The following is a 20,604-nucleotide window of genomic DNA, read 5'->3' as shown; positions in this document are numbered from 1 at the left end:
TACCGGCCGGGCGGCGCCGAAAGCGCCGGCCGGCCGGGGCCGGTCCTGCTAGTCGTGGGGCCAGGCGTCGGCGAGCATCTGGCGGGTGTCCGCGAGGAGTTGGGGCAGCACCTTGGTGTGCCCGACGACCGGCATGAAGTTCGTGTCGCCGCCCCAGCGGGGCACGATGTGCTGGTGCAGGTGCGCGGCGATGCCGGCGCCCGCGGCCGCGCCCTGGTTCATGCCGATGTTGAACCCGTGCGCCCCGGACGCCTTGCGCAGCGCGATCATGGCCCGCTTCGTCAGGTCGGCCAGCTCGGCCGTCTCGGCGGCGTCCAGCTCCGTGTAGTCCGCGACGTGCCGGTACGGGACCACCATCAGGTGGCCGCCGTTGTACGGGTACAGGTTCAGCACGGCGTAGACGTGCCTGCCCCGCGCCACGATCAGGCCGTCCTGGTCGGACATGTCCGGAATCCCGCAGAAGGGACAGCCGTCCCCGGCCTCCGGACCGGTCGGCTTGTTCTCCCCCTGGATGTACGCCATCCGGTGGGGCGTCCACAGACGCTGGAACGCGTCCTGCGTGCCCACACCGATCTGCTGCTCCGGCTCAGTCGTCATGAGATGCAGCATATGACCTTGCCCCTGGAGGGTGTGTCGCCGGGGCAAGGACCGGTGGCACGGCCGCGATGCTGGGCCCATGCACGAAGAAGCCGAAACCCGTGACGTCGCCTGGGAGCACCGTACCGAGCTACCCCTCTTCTACGCCTCTCTGGTGTTCCTCGCCGGGTACGCGGCCCGCGTGCTCGCCCACACCGAGCCCTGGCGCGACATCGGCGGTCTCATGGTCCTGCTGACCTGGCTCTGCTTCATCGTCGACTACCTGGTGCGGTTCGCGCTGAGCGGGCAGCGACCCCTGCGGTTCGTCCGCCGCCACTGGCTGGACACCGTGATCGTGCTCCTGCCGACGCTGCGACCGCTGCGCATGGTCAAGGTCCACGACGCCATCCAGGCCAAGAGGGACCGCCCGCGCCGCTCCCTGTACCCGCGCGTGATGACGTACACCGGGCTCTCGACAGTGCTGCTGGGGTTCTCCGCCTCGCTCGGCATCTACCACAGCGAGCAGCAGGACCCTCAGTCCCCGATCCATACGTTCTGGGACTCGGTCTGGTGCGTATGCCAGACGCTGACGACCGTCGGCTACGGCGACGTGGCCCCGGTGACCGTGGCGGGGAGGATGATCGCGATCGGCCTGATGGGCTTCGGCGTGGCCCTGCTGGGCTCCGTGACGGGCTCGTTCTCGTCCTGGCTCATCGGGGTCTTCCGCCGGGAGGGCGAGGAGGGGCCCCCGGGGAACGAAAGTTCCCCGGGGGCCCCTCGATGAGCTCCTGCGCCGATCAGACCTGGACGCGGTCCTCGACGACCTTGACCAGCTTGGCCAGCGCCTCGTCCTTGGCGATGCCGTTCTCCTGCGAACCGTCGCGGTAGCGGAAGGAGACGGTGCCCGCGGCCATGTCCTCGTCACCGACGATGATCATGAACGGGACCTTGAGCTTCTGGTGGTTGCGGATCTTCTTCTGCATGCGGTCGGAGGAGGCGTCCACCTCGACCCGCAGGCCCTTCTTCTTCGCCTCGGCGGCGAACTCCTGCAGGTACTCGACGTGCCCGTCGCCGATCGGGATGCCGACGGCCTGGACCGGGGCCAGCCACGGCGGCATGGCGCCCGCGTAGTGCTCCAGCAGCACCGCGAAGAACCGCTCGATGGAGCCGAACAGCGCGCGGTGGATCATGACCGGGCGCTGGCGGGAGCCGTCGGGCGCGGTGTATTCGAGGTTGAACCGCTCCGGCAGGTTGAAGTCCAGCTGGACGGTCGACATCTGCCAGGTACGGCCGATGGCGTCGCGCGCCTGCACGGAGATCTTCGGGCCGTAGAAGGCCGCGCCGCCCGGGTCGGGGGTCAGCGGGAGGCCCTGCTTCTCGGCCACCTGCTGGAGGACCGCGGTGGCCTCCTCCCAGACCTCGTCCGAGCCGACGAACTTCTCCGGGTCCTTGGTGGACAGCTCCAGGTAGAAGTCGGTCAGACCGTAGTCGCGCAGCAGGTTCAGCACGAAGGTGAGGGTGCGGTCGAGCTCCTCGGCCATCTGCTCACGGGTGCAGTAGATGTGCGCGTCGTCCTGGGTGAAGCCGCGGGCACGGGTCAGGCCGTGCACGACGCCCGACTTCTCGTACCGGTACACGGTGCCGAACTCGAACAGGCGCAGCGGCAGTTCGCGGTAGGAGCGGCCGCGCGCGTCGAAGATCAGGTTGTGCATCGGGCAGTTCATGGGCTTGAGGTAGTAGTCGGTACCACCGTCGAGCTGCATGGGGGGGTACATGCCCTCCGCGTACCAGTCCAGGTGGCCGCTCTTCTCGAAGAGGGCGCCCTTGGTGGCGTGCGGGGAGTAGACGAACTCGTAGCCCTCTTCCTCGTGCCGGCGGCGCGAGTAGTCCTCCATGGTGCGGCGGATGATGCCGCCGCGCGGGTGGAAAACGGCCAGACCGGAGCCGATCTCGTCCGGGATGGAGAAGAGGTCCAGCTCGTTGCCGAGCTTGCGGTGGTCTCGCTTCTCGGCCTCGGCGAGGAAGTCGAGGTGGGCCTTCAGCTCGTCCTTCGAGGGCCAGGCGGTGCCGTAGATGCGCTGGAGCATCGGGTTCTTCTCGCTGCCGCGCCAGTAGGCGGCCGCGTTGCGCATCAGCTTGAACGCCGGGATGTTGCGGGTGGTGGGCAGGTGGGGACCGCGGCAGAGGTCCTTCCAGCACAGCTCGCCGGTCTTGGCGTCCAGGTTGTCGTAGATGGTCAGCTCGCCGCCGCCCACCTCGACGTTCGCACCGTCGTCGGTCGACGCGGAGCCCTTGATGCCGATGAGCTCCAGCTTGTACGGCTCGTCGGCGAGCTCCTCGCGGGCAGCCTCGTCGGTGACGACGCGGCGGGCGAAGCGCTGGCCGCGCTTCTGGATCTCCTGCATCTTCTTCTCGATGGCCTTGAGGTCATCGGGGGTGAAGGGCTTCGCCACGTCGAAGTCGTAGTAGAAGCCGTTCTGGACCGGCGGGCCGATGCCCAGCTTGGCCTCGGGGAACAGCTCCTGCACGGCCTGCGCCATGACGTGCGCGGTCGAGTGGCGCAGGATGTTCAGGCCGTCCTCGGAGGAGATCTCCACCGGCTCGACGGTCTCGCCGTCCTTCACCTCGTACGAGAGGTCCTTCAGCTCGCCCGCAACGCGCGCGGCGACGATGGTGCGCTCGCCGGCGAAGAGCTCGGCCGCCGTAGTGCCCGTGGCCACCACGCGCTCGTCCCGCTCGGAATCGCGTTGGATGATCACACGGACGTCTGACACCGGACTCTCCTGACTCAGGGAACGCGACAGCAAACGCTGCGCGTCTGAATCGTACCGAGCCGAGCGGCCGGGCCGCTAAACGGATATCCGCCGGGCATCCGTGCCCCGCGTGCGGGGCCTGGGGAAATCCCGGACGCCCCGGCGTCCGCCGCGCACCGGATCGGCCGGGCCGCGTACGCCGTGGAGGCGGAGCTGATCCGCTTCGGCGGCATCCCCGCGCCGGGGGAGGTCTTCCCGGGCCGCGCCGCGGAGGCGGCGGAGGCGGGTACGGGCGCGGGAACCGGTTCGCGGTCCGGTGCGTCCCAGAGGTGCCCGAAGCACCCGGGATCCAAGGGGATCGAGGGATCATGCGTCCAGCCGCCGTCACGCTCGCCTGCCTTGCCGCCGCCACCGCGGCCCTGCTCACCGGCTGCGGAGGCGCCGCCACCGGGTCTGCCCCGGCGGCTCCGCCGCCCCCGGCCGGCCAGGCGGGCCCCGCGTGCCCCGGCCCCGCGTCCGGTGCGCCCGACACCCCGCCCACCCGGATCAACGGCACCCCCGCGAACACCCCCGAGGCCACACGCCTCTCGCAGGCCGTCGGCGCGCAGGGGCGCGGCGCCTTCGCGGACGTCTACTCCACCCAGATCACGGACCGGCCGCCCGGCCGGGTGGCTCTCTGCGTCACCGACCTCGGGCGCGGCGGCGAGCTGCTGGAGGCCGCCCGGAAGGCCGACCCCTCCGTCGACCCGGGCCGGGCGGACCTCTACGTGGCCCGCTACACCCGGCGCGCCCTGGACGCCGCGATCGGCCGGCTCACCGCCGACCAGGGCCGGCCCGCCTTCCCCCTCTACACCTTCTCGCCCGCGCCGGACGCCTCCGGGCTCGTGGTGACCAGTACCGCCGAGGGCGCCGCCTCGAAGGAGTTCAGGGCCCGGCTGGAGCAGATCGCCGGAGGGGTCCCGGTCACGGTCGAGCGGGGCGACCCCGTCAGCCTTCTCGTGGGGGACCCGCCCGCGACCCGGTCCGCCCACCCGTAGGCGGTCTCTTGTGGCGAATGCACCGCCGGCCCCGCCGGGCGTGACTAGCATGTGCGGCCTGCGAGTTGAGCATCCTCAGGGGGACTCCATGGACGTGCGGGTGGGCCTGGCCGGCGACGAGACGGGCGAGGAGCTGCGGCGGCTGGAGGAGTGGCTGCGCCGGGACCAGGAGCTCGGCGGGGTCACCATCACCGCTCAGCGGGCGCCGGACCAGGGCGGTGAGATGGGCCCGGTGACGGAGGCCCTCCACCTGCTGCTCGAACCGCGGGGCGTGCTGACCGCGGTCGCGGCCTCCCTGGGCACCTGGGCCGGCATCCGGCGCAGGCACGTACGCATCCGTGTGAGCAACGGGAAGAAGACGGTCGAGATCGATGCCTCGCGTCTCGATGACCCGGACGAGGTGGCAGTGCGTATCGTGCGCGAGCTGGACGGTCCGTGAACGGCCCCTCCGTCCCGGCTCTGCCCTCCGCCCGCGCCGTACTGATCGGCACCGCCGCCTACGCCTCGGGTGACCTCAGGCCGATCCCGCACTCCCGGCGCAACATCCGCGGCCTCGCGGCCGTCCTCGCCGAGGAGGCACGGGGCGGCCTCACGGCATGGGACGTGAAGCTGGTGGACGATCCCCTGCAGCCCGAGGAGATCATGCGGCCGGTCACGGCAGCCGCCGAGGAGGCCGAGGACGCGCTGCTCGTCTACTACAGCGGCCACGGACTGCTCGCCCGGGACGACGGCGATTTCCACGTCACGCTCACGGCGAGCGACCCCGACAAGCCCTGGACCAGCCTGCCGTACTCCTATGTGGCGGACCCGATCAGGAAGTCCCGCGCCAAAGTCAAGATCGTGATCACGGACTGCTGTTACAGCGGCCGGGCGCACGCCGACCTGATGGGCTCCGAGTCCCGGCTGATCACCGAACAGCTGCGGGCCAAAGGCGTGTACTCGCTGTCCTCGGCTCCGGCGGACCGGCGCTCCTTGGCACCCAAGGGGGACGAGTACAGCGCCTTCACCGGATTCCTGCTGGCCGCCGTGCGCGACGGTGTCCCCGGTGCCGAGCCGGTCCTGGGACTGACCGACCTCTTCCTGGAGGTGCGCCGCCGGATGAGGGGTGCGGGGCTCCCCCTGCCGGAGGAGTGCAGCAAGGCGGCAGGCGCCGGCGCCTACCCCTTCGTACGCAACAGAGCCCCCCGGCCTCCGGCCCCGGACCCGGAGCCGGCTCCGGTGCCCCGCGCCCCCGAGCGTCCGGCCGCCCCCGCCCGGGTCAACGCGCCTCTGGACGAGGCCATCGCCGTGGCGGCCGGCCCCGACCGCTGGGTGGAGGCCCTGCGTCTGGTCCTGACGCTCCAGGGCCTCGCACGCGCCCCCCGCTCCGGGCGCCTGCGCTGGGGGATGCGCGGGCTGCCGAAGCGGTGCGGCATGACCGAGGGGGAGCAGCTGATCGGGTACGCCACCACCAGCAGGTCCCACAACGTGGTCTTCACCGATACGCACCTGTGCGTACTGAACTCCCCGGAGCTCCTGAGGGTCCCGTACTCCCGGCTCAGCGGCCTCACCGCGGCCGTCTCGACCCGTACGGAGCGCGTGGTGACCGTCACCGATCAGGGAGGAAGCAGCGAGGACGTCCTCCTCGTCACCACGGCCGCCACGTTCGGAGGCCGCACGGTGAAGTTGACGGAGTCCGGCGGGTGCCTGCTCCAGAAATCCCTGACCGAGTGCGTGCCCGCCCTGGTCGGGCTCCGCGAGCGCAACCCCGGGTGGTTCGCCTAGGCCCTGTCGTCAAAGTCCCGGCAGCCCCTTCAGGTCCTGTCCCCCTCGTCGTCCGAGGGCAGTACGTCCTCGGGGTCGAAGGCCGCGTCCAGGGACTTCATCAGCCGGTCCCGCTCCACCTCGTCCAGCGGTACGGGCGCCACGTCCGAGGCGTCCGCCAGCCTGCGGAAGCCGCCGCGCCGCGACAGCCGGCCGCTGACCCGGACGGGAAGTCCGGCGAGGTGGGCGTGGACGGCGATCCGGTACGCCTCTTCGTCGAGCGCGGCCCTCACGTACGGCACCTCCGCCCCCGACAGCACCCGCAGCCGGACGCTCCCCCCGCCGCCCGGGGCCGAGCGCCGCATCCGGACCACGGCCCCCGCCACCCGGACCGGGACCGCCGGCTCGTCCCGGGTGTATCGCGCCGCCGCCTCGCGCAGCACCGGCAGGTCCCCCGGCGAGAACTCCACCGGCTCCGGCCGGGCCGCGCACCCGGCCGGGATCCCGGCCGCAGGCGCCCAGGCCAACGCGATCCGTGCCCCTTCCGAACCCCGTACGAGGGCGATCAGCGCGTCGGCGAGTTCCCGGCTGACGCCCGCCGCCACGGCGGCGTCGAAGGCCTCCATGCCGCCGGTGGCGCGCTGGTAGTCCACCGCCTCGCGGGCCGCGTGCAGGGCGTGGTGCAGCCGCGTCACCATCCCCCGGCCGCCGTCCACGGGTACGTACGCAGCGAGCCGCCGCCCGCCCGGGGCGGGCCCCACCAGGACGCCGTCCAGGGCCCGTTCGGCCTGGGCGCGGTGGCGGGCGCCGTAGTACCCGGCGCGGGCCCGGTCGGCCAGGGCTCCGGCCAGCAGCAGCCGGCGGGCGGCCGAGCGCAGCTGCTCCTGCACGCTCCATGCGGCCTCGCCCTGGAATCCGTACGGCCCCTCCGGGATCTCGCGCTCCCAGCGGACCTCGTCACTGGGCACGCCCAGTCCGTACAGCACCTCCCGCGCGGAGGGCAGCGCGCTGCGCGAGAGCGCGGTCAGCGCCTCGTCCAGCAGGTCGGCGCAGTCGGGGAAGGTCCGGTTCTCGGGGACGAGCAGGCTGGTCCCGGCGTGTCCGGGCGCGGTCCAGCGCCCGTAGCGGCCCGCGGCGCCGCCGCGCCGCAGCCACCCGTGCCGGTGCAGCAGTGCCCCCAGCACCTGGGGATCGACCTGCGCGGGATCGGGCGCGCCCGGAGCGAAGTCCGGGGACGACAGCGGTTCGAGGTGCTGCGGGTGCCAGTGCATCAGGGTGTCCCTCCCGACCCGACCCGGGTCATGATCTCGCACAGCGCCCGGTCGTCGAAGATCCGCGCGGTCGGGATCCGTACGGTGGTCCGGCGCCGGCCGGTCACGGGGTGCCCGGCGAGGTTGGTCCAGTAGCAGCAGTGCCGCAGGTCGAGCCGGTCGTGGCCGGCGGCGAGCCACTGGTCGCGGTCCCGCGGAACGAGCATCACGACGAGGATCTTGTGGACGGCGACCGGTGTGCGGGCCAGTTTCACCAGGTGCTCGTTGTCCAGGGTGAAGGCGAACGTGGGCCCGGGCGGTCCGGGCGGTATCTGGTAGGTCGCCTTCAACTGCACCTTGATGGTGACCTCGTCGTCGACGACGTGTTCGGGCGCGCCGTGGTTGACCTGCCAGTCGATGCCGTTGTCCGGAAAGGGCTGGGAGAGCGAGCAGCCGGCCGCCGCGGCGACGGCGTGCAGGTATCCCACCTGGAGGGTCTCCATGCAGGCGGTGGTGGCGAGAGTGCCGCGCAGCGGTCGGGCCCGCGCCTCACCGCGCGGATCGATCCGCCCTTGCAGCATCCCGCCCGGTTCGGGCTGCGCGAGCGCCATGGCCGGCTCCCCATGCCTTCCGGGCTCTGCCGAATGAGGGTGGACGGGGTGATGACCGGTCATGTGTGCGGTCCCCCAGGGGGGTTGTCTCCGTACCGGACGGCCCGCAAACGGCGTACGGCGCAAACAGGCCGGGTATCACCGATTCGGGCAGGGGCGGCGTTCCGAGGCGGCGGTGCCCGGGTGCGCCCCATCTGCCGATCGGGGACGAGGAGTTCGCCATGACGCGCTGGTACGAGGGGCCGCTGGCCGCATTCGACACGGAGACGACCGGGGTGGACGTGGAGCAGGACCGGATCGTGTCCGCCGCTCTCATCGTGCAGGAGTGTGCGGGCGGCCGGGTCCGCTCCACCCGCTGGCTGGTCAATCCCGGTATTCCGGTGCCCCCGGGCGCCACGGAAGTGCACGGTCTGACGGATGAGCACCTCCAGCGCAACGGGCGGTGGCCCGCGCCGGTCGTGGAGGAGATAGCGCGTGCACTCGGGGAGCAGCAGGTAGCCGGCCGGCCGGTGGTGGTGATGAACGCGCCGTTCGACCTGACGCTGCTGGACCGGGAGTTGCGCCGGCACCGGGCGTCGACGCTGGCGCGCTATCTGGACAACCGGCCGCTGACGGTGCTGGATCCGCGGGTGCTGGACAAGCACCTGGACCGGTACCGCAAGGGCCGCCGGACGCTGACGGATCTGTGCGCGCACTACGGGATAGAGCTGGAGGGCGCGCACGACGCCGCGGCGGACGCGCTGGCCTCGCTGGAGGTCGTACGGGCGGTGGGGCGCCGGTTCGCGGCCCGGCTGGAGCGGCTGACGCCGGCGGAACTGCACACGCTCCAGGCGGTGTGGCACGCGGCACAGGCGCGCGGGCTGCAGGCGTGGTTCGCGCGCCAGGGGACGCCGGAGCCGGTGGATCCGCACTGGCCGCTGCGCCCGGAGCTGCCCGCGGCGGCGTAGGGCAACGGCCCCCGGACATGCGGAAGGCCGGTCCGTCGTAGGACGGACCGGCCTGACCCGGTGGGCGATACTGGGATCGAACCAGTGACCCCTTCGGTGTGAACGAAGTGCTCTCCCGCTGAGCTAATCGCCCGGGAACGGGTTGAACAATACAAGAGGCACGGGGTCTGGTTCAAACCGCTTCCGGCGGGGCCGCCAAACGGGCCGCGAGGGCCTGCCGCCCGGCCCGCATCATCAGGGCGTGGTTGAGCCGGAACACGGGCCGCGCGGGGAGCGCGAGGCGCCGCAGCAGGGGGCTGCGCACTTCGACCTCCTGCTCGTACAGCGCCCGCGTCCCGCTCCTCCCCGGTCCCCGGCGCGCTCGTACGGTCCACCGCGCCCAGCCTTCGATGTCGCCGTGCAGGGCCGCCTCCAGCAGGCCCCGCCCGGGATCGCGGAGCAGTTCGGTGGCGGTCGTCCGGATCTCGTACGGAAGGACGGAGCGGATCCGGAGGGTGCCGCCGTACCCGTCCACCTCCTCGACCGCACGGACCTGCGGCCACCAGCGGGGGTAGTCGCCGGCCTGTTCGAGTACGGAGTAGACCCGCGCGGGCGGGGCGTCGAGATCCCACACACTGCGGAAGCGGTAGCGGTTCCAGCGGTCCCCGTGGCTGCGGTCCATGACGCCAGTCTGGACCGGCCGGGCGGCGCGCGGGGCCCGCTCTCGCACATCCACTCCGTCCGTGCGTACTCAGGGCGGATCTGAGTACGCACGCCCATGTCCTGACGGCGTGACGGGCACCACACTGCGGAGCATGGCATCTCCACCACCCAGCATGCCCCTGCCGCCCGCCCAGGAGCTGGCGCTCATCGACCGGGAACTGGCCCAACTCGACGCCCGGCGCCTGTATTTGCTGGCCCGGCGGGACTGGCTGCTGCGGCTGCCGGTGCCGGCAGCGGGCGCCTGGGCGCCGAACGGCTCGGTGCCGGGCTCCCCCGCCCGCCCGCAGGAGGCCTCGGCTCCGGGTGCGCAGAACGTGCTGCTGACCTTGGGTGCGGTGCTGCTCGCCGTGGCCGCGCTGGCGTTCACCCTGGTCAGCTGGGGGTCTCTGGGGGTCGCCGGACGCTCGGCGGTACTGGCGGTGGTGACGGCGGCCGCGCTGGGCGCGCCTGCGCTGCTGCTGCGCCGGGGGCTGCGGTCGACGGCCGAGGCGGTGGCGTCGGTGGGGCTGCTGCTGACGGTGCTGGACGCGTACGCGGTGTACGCGGTCGCCGGGGCGGGGGCCGACGCCGCCGCTTACGCAGCGGGGGCGGCGGCGGTACTGGCGGCGCTGTGGGCGGGGTACGCCCTGCTGCTGCCGGGGCTGGTGGTGCCGCTGCCGGTGGCGGTGCTGACGGCGCAGCTCCCGCTGCCGGTGGCGGCGGTGGCCTCGGCGGCGGGCCCGGTGGGGGTCGGCTGGGCGCTGCTGGCGACGGCGGCACTGGACGCGGCGCTCGTGCTGACGGCGCCGGGGGTCCGTGCGCGGGCGTCGGTGTGCGGCCCGGCGGCGGTGAGCGCGGCCGTTCTGGGGGCGGGGGCCCTGCTGAGCGGGCTCGCGGAGTCCGCGCAGGCCGGTTCGGCGGCCGCGGCGGCCGGTCCGGCGCTGCTGCTGGCGGGGTGTGCGGCGCTGGGCGTCGGGGTGGCCTGGCGGGAGTCGTCGGCGACGGCGGCAACGGCGGCGGCAACGGCTGCCGCGGTCGCCGGCGGCCTCGCGGCGGTGGCGGCGGCCGGCGGCCCGGTCCGGCCCGGGCTGTCGCGGGAGTGGGCCGTGGCGGTCTTCCTGCTGCTCGCCCTGCCGCTGCTGGCGGCGGTACGGGCGACCGGGCTCCCGGCGGCGGTACGGCGCGGCCTGGCCCGGGCCGGGGCGGGGGTGGCCGCGGTCGCCACGCTGTCGGCGCTGCTGCCCGCGGTGGGCTCGCTGGGGTTCCGGACCGGGGTGCTGGGCGAGGTGTGGGCGGCGACGACCCCGCCCCGGGAGGCGTACGGGCCGGGCCCGGCGGCCGCGGTGACCCTGCTGGTCGCGGCAGGGGCGGCCGGGTGGCTGGCGCGGGTGCTGCCACGACCGGAGCCGGGTGTGATCGCGGTGGTCCTCGGCTGGGCGGGGCTGTTCACGGCGCCGCTGCTGTCCGGGCTGCCGGTGGCGGCGGTGCTCGCGGTGCAGCTGGCGGTGACGGCGGCGGCCGGGGTGTGCGCGCTGCGGGTCGCGGGCGGTCCGGGGTACGCGGCCGCGGTGTGCGCCGTGGTGGGTGCGCTGAACCTGTCGGTGGCCGCGCTGGACGGCCGTACGGCCACCTTCGCGGTGTTCGGGCTGCTGGGCGCGGGCTGCGCGGCGGGGGCCGCGTACAGGTCCGCTGCGCTGCCCGTGCGGGCCGGCGCGGCGGTGCTGGCCGTCGGGTACGCGGCGGCCACGGCGGCGGCGCTGGCAGCTTTGTGGGGGCTCGCGGTGTCCTGGTGGGCGCTGCCGCTGCTGACGGTCCCGGCGGCGGTGGCGGCGCTCGGCCCGCACCTGGGCCGGGTGCGGATCCCGGCGGAGGCCGCGGCGGCGGCGGTCGGCGCGGCGGCGCTGCTCCTTCCGGTCGGGGAGCCGGCGCGGGCGGCGCTGGTGTGCGCGCTGGCCGGGGTGGTCTGCGCGGGTGCGGCGGTCCGTGCGGAGCGGCGCGGGCTCGGCTGGGCGGCCGGGGTCCTGTTCGTGGCGGCGACGTGGATCCGGCTGTCGGCGTCCGGGGTGGGGGTGCCGGAGGCGTACACGCTGCCGGTGACGGTGCCCGCGCTCGCGGTGGGCTTCCTGCGCCGCCACCGGGACGCGGGGGCCTCGTCCTGGACGGCGTACGGGCCGGGGCTGGCCGCGACCCTGCTGCCGAGCCTGATCGCCGCCTGGGGCGACCCGCACTGGCTGCGGCCGCTGCTGCTGGGCGTGGCGGCGCTGGCGGTGACCCTGCTGGGGGCGCACCGGCGGCTGCAGGCCCCGCTGCTGCTCGGCGGCGGCGTCCTCGCGGCGGTGGCCCTGCACGAGCTGGCTCCGTACGTCGTCCAGGTCGTCGACGCCCTGCCGCGCTGGCTGCCGCCGGCGCTGGCGGGGCTGCTGCTCCTGGCGGTGGGGGCGACGTACGAGAAGCGGCTGCGGGACGCGCGGCGGCTGCGGGCGGCCGTCCGCCGGCTCCGGTGACGGCGGACGAGGGGGAAACGCCGAGGGCCCGGAGACTTGGAAGTCTCCGGGCCCTCGGTCCGGGTGGGCGATACTGGGTTCGAACCAGTGACCCCTTCGGTGTGAACGAAGTGCTCTCCCACTGAGCTAATCGCCCGGACGCACCGCAAACATTACCCCATGTGAGCGGTGGTCCCGACCATCACTGATCCTTGAGGTCCCAGGGCATCGTGAGGCCGTACTTCCACAGGTAGAAGCCGATCAGCGCGCCGGCGATGACGAGCCCGGCGCCGGTCAGGATGATGTTGCGGCGGCGGACCTTCGGGTCGAGCGCCTTCTGGGCGGCCTCGGTGACCTTGCGCTTGGTCCAGCGCAGCACGAGCGACGCCCAGGCGAACTCGGTGGCCCAGATCGCCAGGCCCGCGAAGATCGCGACCCAGCCGGGGCCGGGCAGGACGAGCATGGCGACGCCGGCGCCGATGACGGCGAGGCCGACGATGAAGACGCCGACCTGCCAGCTGAGGTGCAGGGTGCGGCGCGACTTGATGAAGGCGGGAGCCTTCGATACGTGCGGCGTTTCTTCCGTGGTCTGCTGAGCGGCGTCCTCGGCTGCGGACTCGTCGGTCCCGCGGTCACTCCCCGTATTCATGGGCCCGAATCTACCGGAGCCGGAAGCACACGTGAATGGTGGTTTGGATCCGCCGTCCGAGGGACCCAGAGGTCCGCAAAACGGTCAGAGGGGTTTACAACGGCACCGTAGGTGGCATGTCGATTTCGCCGACGTGCGAATCCCCGAGCGCACACTGAGCGAAAGGCCCTGGCGCTTATGAACACCACGGTCAGCTGCGAGCTGCACCTGCGCCTCGTTGTGTCGAGCGAGTCCTCCCTGCCTGTCCCGGCGGGCCTGCGGTATGACACGGCCGATCCCTACGCCGTGCACGCCACCTTCCACACCGGCGCCGAGGAGACGGTCGAATGGGTATTCGCCCGAGACCTCCTCGCAGAGGGCCTCCACCGGCCCACCGGAACCGGAGACGTCCGCGTCTGGCCGTCCCGCAGCCACGGTCAGGGGGTCGTCTGCATCGCCCTGAGCTCACCGGAGGGAGAAGCACTCCTCGAAGCGCCCGCCCGCGCACTCGAATCGTTCCTCAAGCGGACGGACGCCGCGGTTCCACCCGGGACCGAACACCGGCACTTCGACCTCGACAAAGAGCTCTCCCACATCCTGGCCGAAAGCTGAGCCAGGCTCCCACGGAGCCTCTCCCGGCACGCGCCGGGGGCCACTCCGCACCGTCCGACTCGGGGCGACGGTGCGGGCTGGACAAAAACCACATACGGCAGTGCCGGCGCTGTTCTCGCGGGAGCCACCCGCGAGGACGGCGCCCGTCTGCGTGACGCAGTCGCAGCAGCGGTGCCTCCCGGCGCCGCCCGGGGACGGCTAGAGTCGGCCCCCAGCGGCGGCACTGGTCCGTCGCCGCAGGCCCGGCCCCAGGGAGCGACCACCGTGCAGATTCCCCACGACACCCGTCGCGCGCTCGACGTCGTCGTCGCGCTGGTGAACACCGCGGCCGAGGCCGAGCAGCCCGACGGGCTGGCGGACATCGGCTCGCTGCGCGAGTTCGTACGCGAGTACGAGATCAGTGACGTCGGCGAGCTCGGCGCCCGCGACCTCGCCGGGGTGCGGACGGTGCGCGGCAAGTTCGCCCAGGTCTTCGGGGCGCCCAACCCCAGGACCGCGGCCGGACTGATCAACGAGCTGGTGGCGACCGCCGGCACCACCCCGCAGCTGACCGACCACGACGGCTACGACTGGCACGTCCACTACTTCGCGCCGGGCGCCTCGCTGGGCGACCACCTGGCGGCCGACGGCGGCATGGCGCTGGCCTTCATCGTGGTCTCCGGCGAGCAGGAGCGCCTGCGCCGCTGCGAGGCCCCCGACTGCCGGCGGGCCTTCGTGGACCTGTCCCGCAACCGCTCGCGGCGCTACTGCGACAGCCGCACCTGCGGGAACCGGCTGCACGTGGCGGCGTACCGGGCCCGGCGCAAGGAGGCCGACGCGGGACCGTCAGAGCAGGAAAAGGTCGTGCACGGCAGCCAGCAGCAACAGGGTGCCGATCACCCCTAGGAAGATCATCAGGGGCGGCTGGGAGAGCGCGAAGAGGCAGCCTCGCGGCTCCTCGGCAACGGGGGCGGGGACCGGGGCCGGTGCGGGAGCCGGCGGGTCGCCCTGCGATGTGTCGAGCATGTCGGGGCGATGATGGCGCAGGGCGCCCTCGTCCGGCCTTCAACACGCCAGCCTTGGCGCGGGAGTTCACCCCTTCCTGTCAGATTCGCGGCGCCGCGCGCCCGGACCTCAGATCCCGTGCTTCTTCAGAATCGCTTCGATGTCGGAGAAGTCGTCCGCAGGGCCGACGGGGGCGGCGTTCTGCCGGGACCCGGACTGCGGACGGCCGCCCTGCCCGAGCGAGGGGGCGGACGCGGCCGGGGCCACGGCCTCCTGCGCGGCGCGCCCCTTGGCGGCCTTGGCGGCCTTCGCCGGACCGACCGCCCCGGCCGGCTCCTGCGCCGCGCCGCGGCCGCGGCGCTCGATGGCGCGCGTGGTCGTGAACAGCACCCAGGACAGCCCGAGCAGGCCGAAGCCGACCCAGACCGCCGGGTCGAAGGCGATCCCGGACACCCACTCCACGAAGCCCGTCAGCACCAGGGCGACCGGCACCAGCGCGTACGCCGCGATGCGGGTGGCGGCGAGGAAGCGCTTGCGGTACGCGGTCACCGCGGCGATGCCCAGGCCCGCGGCGGACACCGCGGAACAAATGGTCTCGGCAAGCATGCGGTCCTCCAGGAGTGGGCGAACTGTCCCTTCCATCCTGCACCGGGCACCGCCGTACGGGCCATGTCCGCAGCGGATCCCGGACCGATCTCCGGGAGATCCAGGGGTCGCGCCTCCTCCTCAGGGGGGTGCGTCCGGGCGCCGGCGCCCGGCGGCTGGGAGACTGTCCGCATGACCGATTCCGTGATCCTCGACGTCTGGTGCGAACTCCAGTGCCCGGACTGCCACCGCGCACTGGACGACGTACACGCCCTGCGGGCCCGCTACGGCGACCGGCTGGACATCCGGCTGCGCCATTTCCCGCTGGAGAAGCACAAGCACGCCTTCGCCGCGGCGCAGGCCGCCGAAGAGGCCGCGGAGCAGGGCCGGGCCTGGCCCTACGTGGAGGCCGTACTGGCCCGCACCGCGGAGCTCGGCGAGCGCGGCGAGGCCGTACTGCTGGACGTGGCGCGTGAACTCGGCCTCGACGCCGAGGAGTTCGACACCGCCCTGATCGACGGCCGGCACATCCTGATCGTCGACGCCGACCAGGCCGAGGGCAAGGCGATCGGCGTGACCGGCACCCCGACGTACGTGATCGACGGCGAGCGCCTCGACGGAGGCAAGAGCCAGGAGGGTCTGCGCGCCCGCATCGAGGAGATCGCGGACCGCCTGCTGGCCTCCTAGAGGAGGTCCTTGGCGTAGTTGACGGTGGTCGTCCGGTAGCCGAGGGACTCGTACAGGCGCAGGGCCGGGGTGTTGCCGGCGAAGACCTGGAGCCCGAGGACGCGGTGGCCCCCGGCCAGGGCCGCACGTTCGGCGAGCAGCATCAGGTCGCGGCCGTGGCCCCGGCCCCGGTGTTCCTCGGCGACGGCGACGTCGAAGACGTACGCGCCGTCTCCGGACGGCGCCACCCACACGTGGCCGACGGGAGCACCCTGCGCCTCCAGGACGCACAGGGTGGTACCCGCGGTGGCCAGGCCGTCCGGCAGCTGCCGTTCGTGGTCGGCCACCGACTTCGCCCGCGCGGCCTCGTACGGCATGCCCCGGCTGGTCCAGTCGGCGGTGTAGCCGTCGATGGCCAGGGCGAGCCAGCCCTCGTACTCGGCCTCCGTCATGGGACGGCCGGCGACCCCCTCCCGGAGTGAGGGCGGCTCCGCGGGGAGGTCCTTGGCCATGTTGCGGCTGTACTCGGCGTACCCGAGCGCCTGCGCCATGCGCAGTCCGCCCGCCGATGCGGCGGGTACGCAGACCCGGACGCGGCGGCAGCCCCAGCTGCGCAGCACTTCCTCGGCGGCGAGCGCCCCGACGGTGGCGCGGCCGCGCCGCCGGTCGGGCTCGTCGACGCCGAGGTCGCGGATCTCGCCGACCGTCGGCCCGAAGGGCGTGTCGCAGGCGACCAGCAGGGCGCCGACGCGCCTGCTGTTGACCCGGATCTCGTACGGGCGCGACCGCGCGCCCCCACTGCTCTGCTGTAGCGGCCCGCTCGGCCGCAGGGTGGTGGTCATCACCCGAGTTCTACCCGTCCTGCGGCCCCTGCGACAGCCTTTATACGGGCGGTTCGGGCGCTGCGCGGCGGGTCACGGTCCCACCCGTCTCACGGGTCCAGGTCCTCGCCGGAGCGGGCGTCGAAGACCCGCATCGCCTCGGCCGTGACCGGTCCCGGCGCGGCCGACACCGTGCGCCCGTCGACCCGGTGGACGGCCTGCACGTCGCGGAGCGTGGAGGTCAGGAAGATCTCCTCGGCCTGGTCGAGCGCTTCGAAGGGCAGGTCCGTCTCCTTGGCCCCGGCCCACTCCACGACGAGGGCTCGGGTGATGCCCGCCAGGCAGCCGGAGTCCAGGGACGGCGTGTACAGCTCTCCGTCGAGAACGACGAACACGTTGGAGCCGGTGCCCTCGCACAGCCGCCCGAGGGTGTTCGCGAACAGCGCCTCGGAGGCCCCGCCCCGGTGTGCGGCGGCCAGCCCGACGACGTTCTCCGCATACGAGGTGGTCTTCAGGCCGGCCACCGCGGAGCGCTCGTTGCGGACCCAGGGCACCGTGATCACGGCGGTGGAGTCCGGCCGGCGGGCGGTCTCGCCGAGAGCCACGACCAGGGTGGGCCCGGATGCGCCGCGGTCGGAGCCGAGCGGGGAGAGACCGCCGGTGTAGGTGATGCGCAGCCGGCCGAGCGGGACCGGATTGGCCTCCAGGACGGCCGCGCAGGCCCGGCGCACCTCGTCCGGGTCGGGGTCGGGCAGTCCGAGGCCGCGGGCCGAGCGGGTCAGCCGGTCCAGGTGGCGGGTGAGCGCGAAGAGCATGCCGCGCTCCGCCTTCAGCGTCTCGAACACGCCGTCGCCGACGGTCAGGCCGTGGTCGAACACGGACACGCGTGCACTGTCGGCGTCCCGCAGTGCGCCGTCGAGCCAGATCCTCACCGTACGATCCCTCCGCTCACCCAGGGGTGCCGGTCACCTCGTGGGCTCCCGACGCTACCCGGAGCAGGCGGGCGGCCTTCAGTTCGGTCTCGGCCCATTCGCGCTCGGGGTCGGAGCCCCAGGTGATGCCCGCTCCGGTGCCGAAGAGCAGGCGCGGGCCGCCCGGGCCCTGACGGTCGATCCAGAAGGTGCGGATGCCGACGGCGAGCTCGGCGGTGCCGCGGTCGGCGTCGACCCAGCCGATGCCTCCGCAGTAGGGGCCGCGGGGGGCGGTTTCGAGGGCCGCGATGATCCGCAGTGCGGAGGACTTGGGCGCACCGGTGACGGACCCGGGGGGGAAGGTGGCGGCGAGCAGCTCGGGCCAGCCGGCGCCGTCGGCGAGTTCACCGCTGACGGTGGAGACGAGGTGGACCAGGCCCGGGTGCTCCTCGACGGCGCACAGCTCGGGCACGGCGACGGATCCGGTGGCGCAGACCCGGCCGAGGTCGTTGCGTACGAGGTCCACGATCATCACGTTCTCGGCGTGGTCCTTGGGCAGGAGGTCCGCGACGGTGGCCCCGGTGCCCTTGATGGGGCCGGACTCCACGTGGCGGCCGGCCCGGCGCAGGTACAGCTCGGGGGAGGCGGTGGCGATCTCGACGCCGTGGGCCGGGAGGCGAATCGTTCCTGCATACGGGGCCGGGTTGCCGCGCGCGAGCAGCGCCGTAAGGGCGTCGACGTCGGCGCGGGCCGGGTCGGGCAGCGGCGCGGACATCACGCGGCAGAGGTTGGCCTGGTAGACCTCGCCGGCGGCGATGTGCTCGCGGATGCGGCGTACGCCGGCCGTGTAGGCCGCGCGGTCGAGGGAGGAGGTCCACCGGTCGGCGGCGGGGCCGCGCCAGGCCCCCGCGACGGGCGCCGGGACGGGGTCGGGACGTACGTCGCCGAAGCGGGCGCAGACCAGCCGCCCCTCGAAGTCTGCGGACACCGCCCAGAAGCCCGTCGAGTCGAGGGCGGAAGGGTCGCTGGTGACGTCTCGGAGGTCGGTCGCGAGGAGGCCGCCGAAGCGGGCCAGGGGAAGCAGGTCGTGCACGGCTGCGAGTCTATGGCCGCCGGCGCCGCGGCGCCGGTGAGGTGGCCGCCGGGTGACCGGTGGTGATCGAGCGGCAGCACGCTGCGGAAACGCGTTTTTGAGCTGGCCCGGGAATCCGCTAGAGTTCAACACGTCGCCAGGGAGCGAAGGGGAAAAACCCCGGAGCGAACACGGTGACCTGCGGACGTAGCTCAGTTGGTAGAGCACCACCTTGCCAAGGTGGATGTCGCGAGTTCGAGTCTCGTCGTCCGCTCGAAGTGGGGGATCTTCCCGAAAACCCCTGCAGTTCCATGGTGGAGTGGCCGAGAGGCGAGGCAACGGCCTGCAAAGCCGTCTACACGGGTTCAAATCCCGTCTCCACCTCCAAGGACGATTAGCTCAGCGGGAGAGCGCTTCCCTGACACGGAAGAGGTCACTGGTTCAATCCCAGTATCGTCCACTGATCCGCAAGGATCCCCGCGCGATTAGCTCAGCGGGAGAGCGCTTCCCTGACACGGAAGAGGTCACTGGTTCAATCCCAGTATCGCGCACGCAGCACCTGCAGTACCGGTTCCACCTGCGGCTTCATGGCCGTGCCCGCGCGATTAGCTCAGCGGGAGAGCGCTTCCCTGACACGGAAGAGGTCACTGGTTCAATCCCAGTATCGCGCACCACTCGCAAGCCCCGGCCGTCTCGACGGCCGGGGCTTCTGCGTTGTACGGGGCACGTGGCGCGGTGGCCCCCGGCGGAGCGGTGAGGCCCCGGGGCCGGGGCCCCGGGGCGCCTCGGGATCAGGAGGAGAAGAGCATCCGGCCGAAGCCGCCCTTGTGGTGCTTGTGGTGGCCGTGGCCGTGACCGCCGTGGTGCGGGGCGCCCCAGGCGGGGGCGGGAGCGGCGTGCGCGGCCGGGTAGGGGGCCGGCGGCGCGGCGGGCGGCGGGACCTGGCCGTACTGGCCGGCGATGTACTGCGACTCCAGGCGGGTCAGCGCCTCCAGCTCGCCGTAGTCGAGGAAGATGCCGCGGCAGCCGCTGCACTGCTCGATCTGGACACCGTTGCGGTTGTAGGTGTGCATCATCGCGTGACACTTCGGACACTGCATGACCGGATCAACTCCTCGCCGTCTGCTTCGACACCGGATGCATACCCGGTGGCGTGAAGCCCACCCTACGACGGAGGCTGAGCCTCCAAGTCGGGCGGGAGTGTGGCGATTCGGGCACAGGATTCCACCATCAGGCGTTCCACGTCGTCGAGTCGGCGGCGCTTTTCTGCCGATTTGGCCAGAGCGAGGGCGGCGGTCTGTACGGTCAGGGCCCGGGCGGCGAGGTCAAGTTCCGGCCAGGGGTCGGAGCCCGGCGGACCGGCCGCGGGGCCGCCGGCCGCACGGTAGGACTCCAGGAAACCGACCCAGGTTCCGGTGTCGAGCAGCCCGGCGGCGTACCAGGCGGCGGGCCGGGCCAGATCCCAGGCGGGGGTCCCGATGCCGAGGTCGTCGACGTCGATGAGCCGCCAGCCCCCGTCGGGGCCGGGTCCCCGGACCAACTGCCCGAGGTGCAGGTCGCCGTGGCACAGCGCCCCGCCCCGCGGCGCCGGCGCCTCTCCCCGCACCCAGGCGGGCAGGGTCCGCGCGGCGGCCCGGACGAGGTCCGCGGCGGGACGGCCCTCGGTGGGGCTGGGCACGAGGGCGGGACCGGTCCGGGCCCCGGCGGCTCCCGCGGGACCGGAGGCCGGGATCCGGCCGGCCATCCCGCCGGAGCCGGGAGATCCGGGAGACCCGGGGGATCCGGGAGACCCGGCAGCCGGCCCGGCGGTCCGGTGCGGCCCCGTCGACCGCGCCAGCCGGCGCAGGGCCCGGGCCAGCTTGGCCGGACCGCGCATCGGCGGGACCGGGCCCGGCAGCCGGTGTACGGGAACCTGGTGCAGGGCCGCCAGCAGTCGCGCAGCGGCCTCCCAGGGGGCGTCCTCGGGGCGCTCCGGGTCGACCGGGACCCCGTACGGCCACAGGGACACGGGCCGTCCTCCGAGGTAGCCGACCTCGGGGTGCAGCGGGGCCAGCAGGACCCCGGCCAGCGCCTCGTCCGCGGCGATGCGCATCCGTACGGCGAGGCCTTCGCGGTCGCTGTCCCCGGCGTGCGCCTTGGCCACGATCTCGCCGCAGCGCACGACGGTCCCGTCCTCCCGCTCGGCGAGCAGCTCGTACGGGGCGCCCTGCTCCCCCGCACCGGCGTACGCCGCGAGGGCGGCGG

At 73.4% G+C, this 20,604-nt stretch carries 22 protein-coding genes and 7 tRNA genes; 14 read left to right on the top strand and 15 right to left on the bottom strand.

Translation table 11 applies throughout. The features are described from left to right. Nucleotides 1–48: 48 nt before the first annotated feature. Entirely contained in the window at nucleotides 49–609 is a 561-nt protein-coding gene (locus ABTY04_RS26030; RefSeq protein ID WP_352215803.1) for an HIT family protein, read from the bottom strand. 67 nt (nucleotides 610–676) lie between these two features. Between ABTY04_RS26030 and ABTY04_RS26025 the strand changes: the two genes are divergently transcribed. Beyond that, nucleotides 677–1,360, top strand: a complete 684-nt coding sequence (locus tag ABTY04_RS26025) for a potassium channel family protein (protein WP_352215802.1) — start codon at nucleotides 677–679, stop codon at nucleotides 1,358–1,360. Between the two features lie 13 nt (nucleotides 1,361–1,373). Here the strand turns inward: ABTY04_RS26025 and thrS are convergent, their stop codons facing one another. Then, nucleotides 1,374–3,350: a threonine--tRNA ligase gene (thrS, locus tag ABTY04_RS26020; RefSeq protein ID WP_352215801.1), complete on the bottom strand. Its 1,977-nt coding sequence runs from the start codon at nucleotides 3,348–3,350 to the stop codon at nucleotides 1,374–1,376. Nucleotides 3,351–3,697: 347 nt separating this feature from the next. Here thrS and ABTY04_RS26015 point away from each other — a divergent pair, with 347 nt between their 5' ends. From ABTY04_RS26015 to ABTY04_RS26005, 3 genes are all read left to right on the top strand, one after another. Then, nucleotides 3,698–4,366, top strand: coding sequence for a hypothetical protein (locus ABTY04_RS26015; protein ID WP_352215800.1), 669 nt, complete (start codon nucleotides 3,698–3,700; stop codon nucleotides 4,364–4,366). 88 nt (nucleotides 4,367–4,454) lie between these two features. After that, on the top strand, nucleotides 4,455–4,805 hold the full coding sequence (locus ABTY04_RS26010) for an effector-associated constant component EACC1 (RefSeq protein ID WP_352215799.1): 351 nt from the start codon (nucleotides 4,455–4,457) through the stop codon (nucleotides 4,803–4,805). Then, entirely contained in the window at nucleotides 4,802–6,130 is a 1,329-nt protein-coding gene (locus ABTY04_RS26005; protein ID WP_352215798.1) for a caspase family protein, read from the top strand. The genes ABTY04_RS26010 and ABTY04_RS26005 overlap by 4 nt, the downstream gene beginning before the upstream one ends. A gap of 29 nt (nucleotides 6,131–6,159) precedes the next feature. On the opposite strand, the gene ABTY04_RS26000 is transcribed toward ABTY04_RS26005, so the two are convergent. Together ABTY04_RS26000 and ABTY04_RS25995 are read right to left on the bottom strand one after the other, a co-directional pair. Beyond that, a complete protein-coding gene (locus ABTY04_RS26000) occupies nucleotides 6,160–7,380 on the bottom strand; it encodes a hypothetical protein (protein ID WP_352215797.1) in 1,221 nt (406 codons plus the stop codon). Further along, nucleotides 7,380–7,970, bottom strand: coding sequence for a DUF4365 domain-containing protein (locus ABTY04_RS25995; protein ID WP_352215796.1), 591 nt, complete (start codon nucleotides 7,968–7,970; stop codon nucleotides 7,380–7,382). The genes ABTY04_RS26000 and ABTY04_RS25995 overlap by 1 nt, the downstream gene beginning before the upstream one ends. 221 nt (nucleotides 7,971–8,191) lie before the next feature. Here ABTY04_RS25995 and ABTY04_RS25990 point away from each other — a divergent pair, with 221 nt between their 5' ends. Next, complete coding sequence (locus tag ABTY04_RS25990; protein ID WP_352215795.1) at nucleotides 8,192–8,917, top strand: 3'-5' exonuclease; 726 nt, start codon at nucleotides 8,192–8,194, stop codon at nucleotides 8,915–8,917. Between the two features lie 61 nt (nucleotides 8,918–8,978). On the opposite strand, the gene ABTY04_RS25985 is transcribed toward ABTY04_RS25990, so the two are convergent. Then, a tRNA-Val gene (locus ABTY04_RS25985) sits at nucleotides 8,979–9,050 on the bottom strand. Nucleotides 9,051–9,089: 39 nt separating this feature from the next. Then, complete coding sequence (locus tag ABTY04_RS25980; protein WP_352215794.1) at nucleotides 9,090–9,578, bottom strand: SRPBCC family protein; 489 nt, start codon at nucleotides 9,576–9,578, stop codon at nucleotides 9,090–9,092. A 133-nt stretch (nucleotides 9,579–9,711) separates the two neighbouring features. Here ABTY04_RS25980 and ABTY04_RS25975 point away from each other — a divergent pair, with 133 nt between their 5' ends. Further along, a complete protein-coding gene (locus ABTY04_RS25975; protein ID WP_352215793.1) occupies nucleotides 9,712–12,102 on the top strand; it encodes an SCO7613 C-terminal domain-containing membrane protein in 2,391 nt (796 codons plus the stop codon). A gap of 64 nt (nucleotides 12,103–12,166) precedes the next feature. Here ABTY04_RS25975 and ABTY04_RS25970 read toward each other — a convergent pair. Together ABTY04_RS25970 and ABTY04_RS25965 are read right to left on the bottom strand one after the other, a co-directional pair. Then, nucleotides 12,167–12,238 (bottom strand) — tRNA-Val (locus ABTY04_RS25970). A 45-nt stretch (nucleotides 12,239–12,283) separates the two neighbouring features. Next, nucleotides 12,284–12,730: a TIGR02611 family protein gene (locus ABTY04_RS25965; RefSeq protein ID WP_352215792.1), complete on the bottom strand. Its 447-nt coding sequence runs from the start codon at nucleotides 12,728–12,730 to the stop codon at nucleotides 12,284–12,286. Between the two features lie 177 nt (nucleotides 12,731–12,907). Here ABTY04_RS25965 and ABTY04_RS25960 point away from each other — a divergent pair, with 177 nt between their 5' ends. Continuing rightward, nucleotides 12,908–13,321, top strand: a complete 414-nt coding sequence (locus tag ABTY04_RS25960; RefSeq protein WP_030011909.1) for an SsgA family sporulation/cell division regulator — start codon at nucleotides 12,908–12,910, stop codon at nucleotides 13,319–13,321. A 264-nt stretch (nucleotides 13,322–13,585) separates the two neighbouring features. Beyond that, nucleotides 13,586–14,206 (top strand): CGNR zinc finger domain-containing protein, encoded by a 621-nt coding sequence (locus ABTY04_RS25955; RefSeq protein WP_352215791.1) that lies wholly within the window; start codon nucleotides 13,586–13,588, stop codon nucleotides 14,204–14,206. Here the strand turns inward: ABTY04_RS25955 and ABTY04_RS25950 are convergent. Then, nucleotides 14,147–14,326: a hypothetical protein gene (locus ABTY04_RS25950; protein ID WP_352215790.1), complete on the bottom strand. Its 180-nt coding sequence runs from the start codon at nucleotides 14,324–14,326 to the stop codon at nucleotides 14,147–14,149. The genes ABTY04_RS25955 and ABTY04_RS25950 overlap by 60 nt on opposite strands. A gap of 108 nt (nucleotides 14,327–14,434) precedes the next feature. Continuing rightward, nucleotides 14,435–14,911 (bottom strand): hypothetical protein, encoded by a 477-nt coding sequence (locus tag ABTY04_RS25945; protein WP_352215789.1) that lies wholly within the window; start codon nucleotides 14,909–14,911, stop codon nucleotides 14,435–14,437. Nucleotides 14,912–15,082: 171 nt separating this feature from the next. On the opposite strand from ABTY04_RS25945, the gene ABTY04_RS25940 reads away from it, so the two are divergent. Next, the gene (locus ABTY04_RS25940) at nucleotides 15,083–15,577 is read left to right on the top strand and encodes a DsbA family protein (RefSeq protein WP_352215788.1); all 495 of its coding nucleotides are present in this window, start codon (nucleotides 15,083–15,085) and stop codon (nucleotides 15,575–15,577) included. On the opposite strand, the gene ABTY04_RS25935 is transcribed toward ABTY04_RS25940, so the two are convergent. The 3 genes from ABTY04_RS25935 to ABTY04_RS25925 form a co-directional block, all read right to left on the bottom strand. Continuing rightward, nucleotides 15,574–16,398, bottom strand: a complete 825-nt coding sequence (locus ABTY04_RS25935; protein ID WP_352215787.1) for a GNAT family N-acetyltransferase — start codon at nucleotides 16,396–16,398, stop codon at nucleotides 15,574–15,576. The two genes, ABTY04_RS25940 and ABTY04_RS25935, sit on opposite strands and share 4 nt — an antisense overlap. Nucleotides 16,399–16,487: 89 nt before the next feature. Continuing rightward, nucleotides 16,488–17,309, bottom strand: a complete 822-nt coding sequence (locus ABTY04_RS25930) for an aminotransferase class IV (protein WP_352215786.1) — start codon at nucleotides 17,307–17,309, stop codon at nucleotides 16,488–16,490. 16 nt (nucleotides 17,310–17,325) lie between these two features. Continuing rightward, a complete protein-coding gene (locus tag ABTY04_RS25925) occupies nucleotides 17,326–18,381 on the bottom strand; it encodes a chorismate-binding protein (protein WP_352215785.1) in 1,056 nt (351 codons plus the stop codon). 180 nt (nucleotides 18,382–18,561) lie between these two features. Between ABTY04_RS25925 and ABTY04_RS25920 the strand changes: the two genes are divergently transcribed. From ABTY04_RS25920 to ABTY04_RS25900, 5 genes are all read left to right on the top strand, one after another. Continuing rightward, nucleotides 18,562–18,634: transfer RNA gene (locus tag ABTY04_RS25920), tRNA-Gly, on the top strand. A gap of 39 nt (nucleotides 18,635–18,673) precedes the next feature. Beyond that, nucleotides 18,674–18,747 (top strand) — tRNA-Cys (locus tag ABTY04_RS25915). 1 nt (nucleotide 18,748) lies between these two features. Beyond that, nucleotides 18,749–18,820, top strand: a tRNA-Val gene (locus ABTY04_RS25910). A gap of 19 nt (nucleotides 18,821–18,839) precedes the next feature. Next, nucleotides 18,840–18,911 (top strand) — tRNA-Val (locus ABTY04_RS25905). 48 nt (nucleotides 18,912–18,959) lie between these two features. After that, nucleotides 18,960–19,034: transfer RNA gene (locus ABTY04_RS25900), tRNA-Val, on the top strand. A gap of 117 nt (nucleotides 19,035–19,151) precedes the next feature. Here the strand turns inward: ABTY04_RS25900 and ABTY04_RS25895 are convergent. Both ABTY04_RS25895 and ABTY04_RS25890 read right to left on the bottom strand, forming a co-directional pair. Next, entirely contained in the window at nucleotides 19,152–19,460 is a 309-nt protein-coding gene (locus tag ABTY04_RS25895) for a TFIIB-type zinc ribbon-containing protein (RefSeq protein ID WP_352215784.1), read from the bottom strand. Between the two features lie 65 nt (nucleotides 19,461–19,525). Continuing rightward, entirely contained in the window at nucleotides 19,526–20,452 is a 927-nt protein-coding gene (locus tag ABTY04_RS25890; RefSeq protein ID WP_502996719.1) for a phosphotransferase family protein, read from the bottom strand. Between the last annotated feature and the right edge of the window lie 152 nt (nucleotides 20,453–20,604).

This window comes from Streptomyces sp. NPDC097981 (genome assembly GCF_040302565.1).
Classification (GTDB): domain Bacteria; phylum Actinomycetota; class Actinomycetes; order Streptomycetales; family Streptomycetaceae; genus Streptomyces.
The sequence above is the reverse complement of the archived record's forward strand: the minus strand, read 5'-3'. Positions and strand labels throughout refer to the sequence as shown.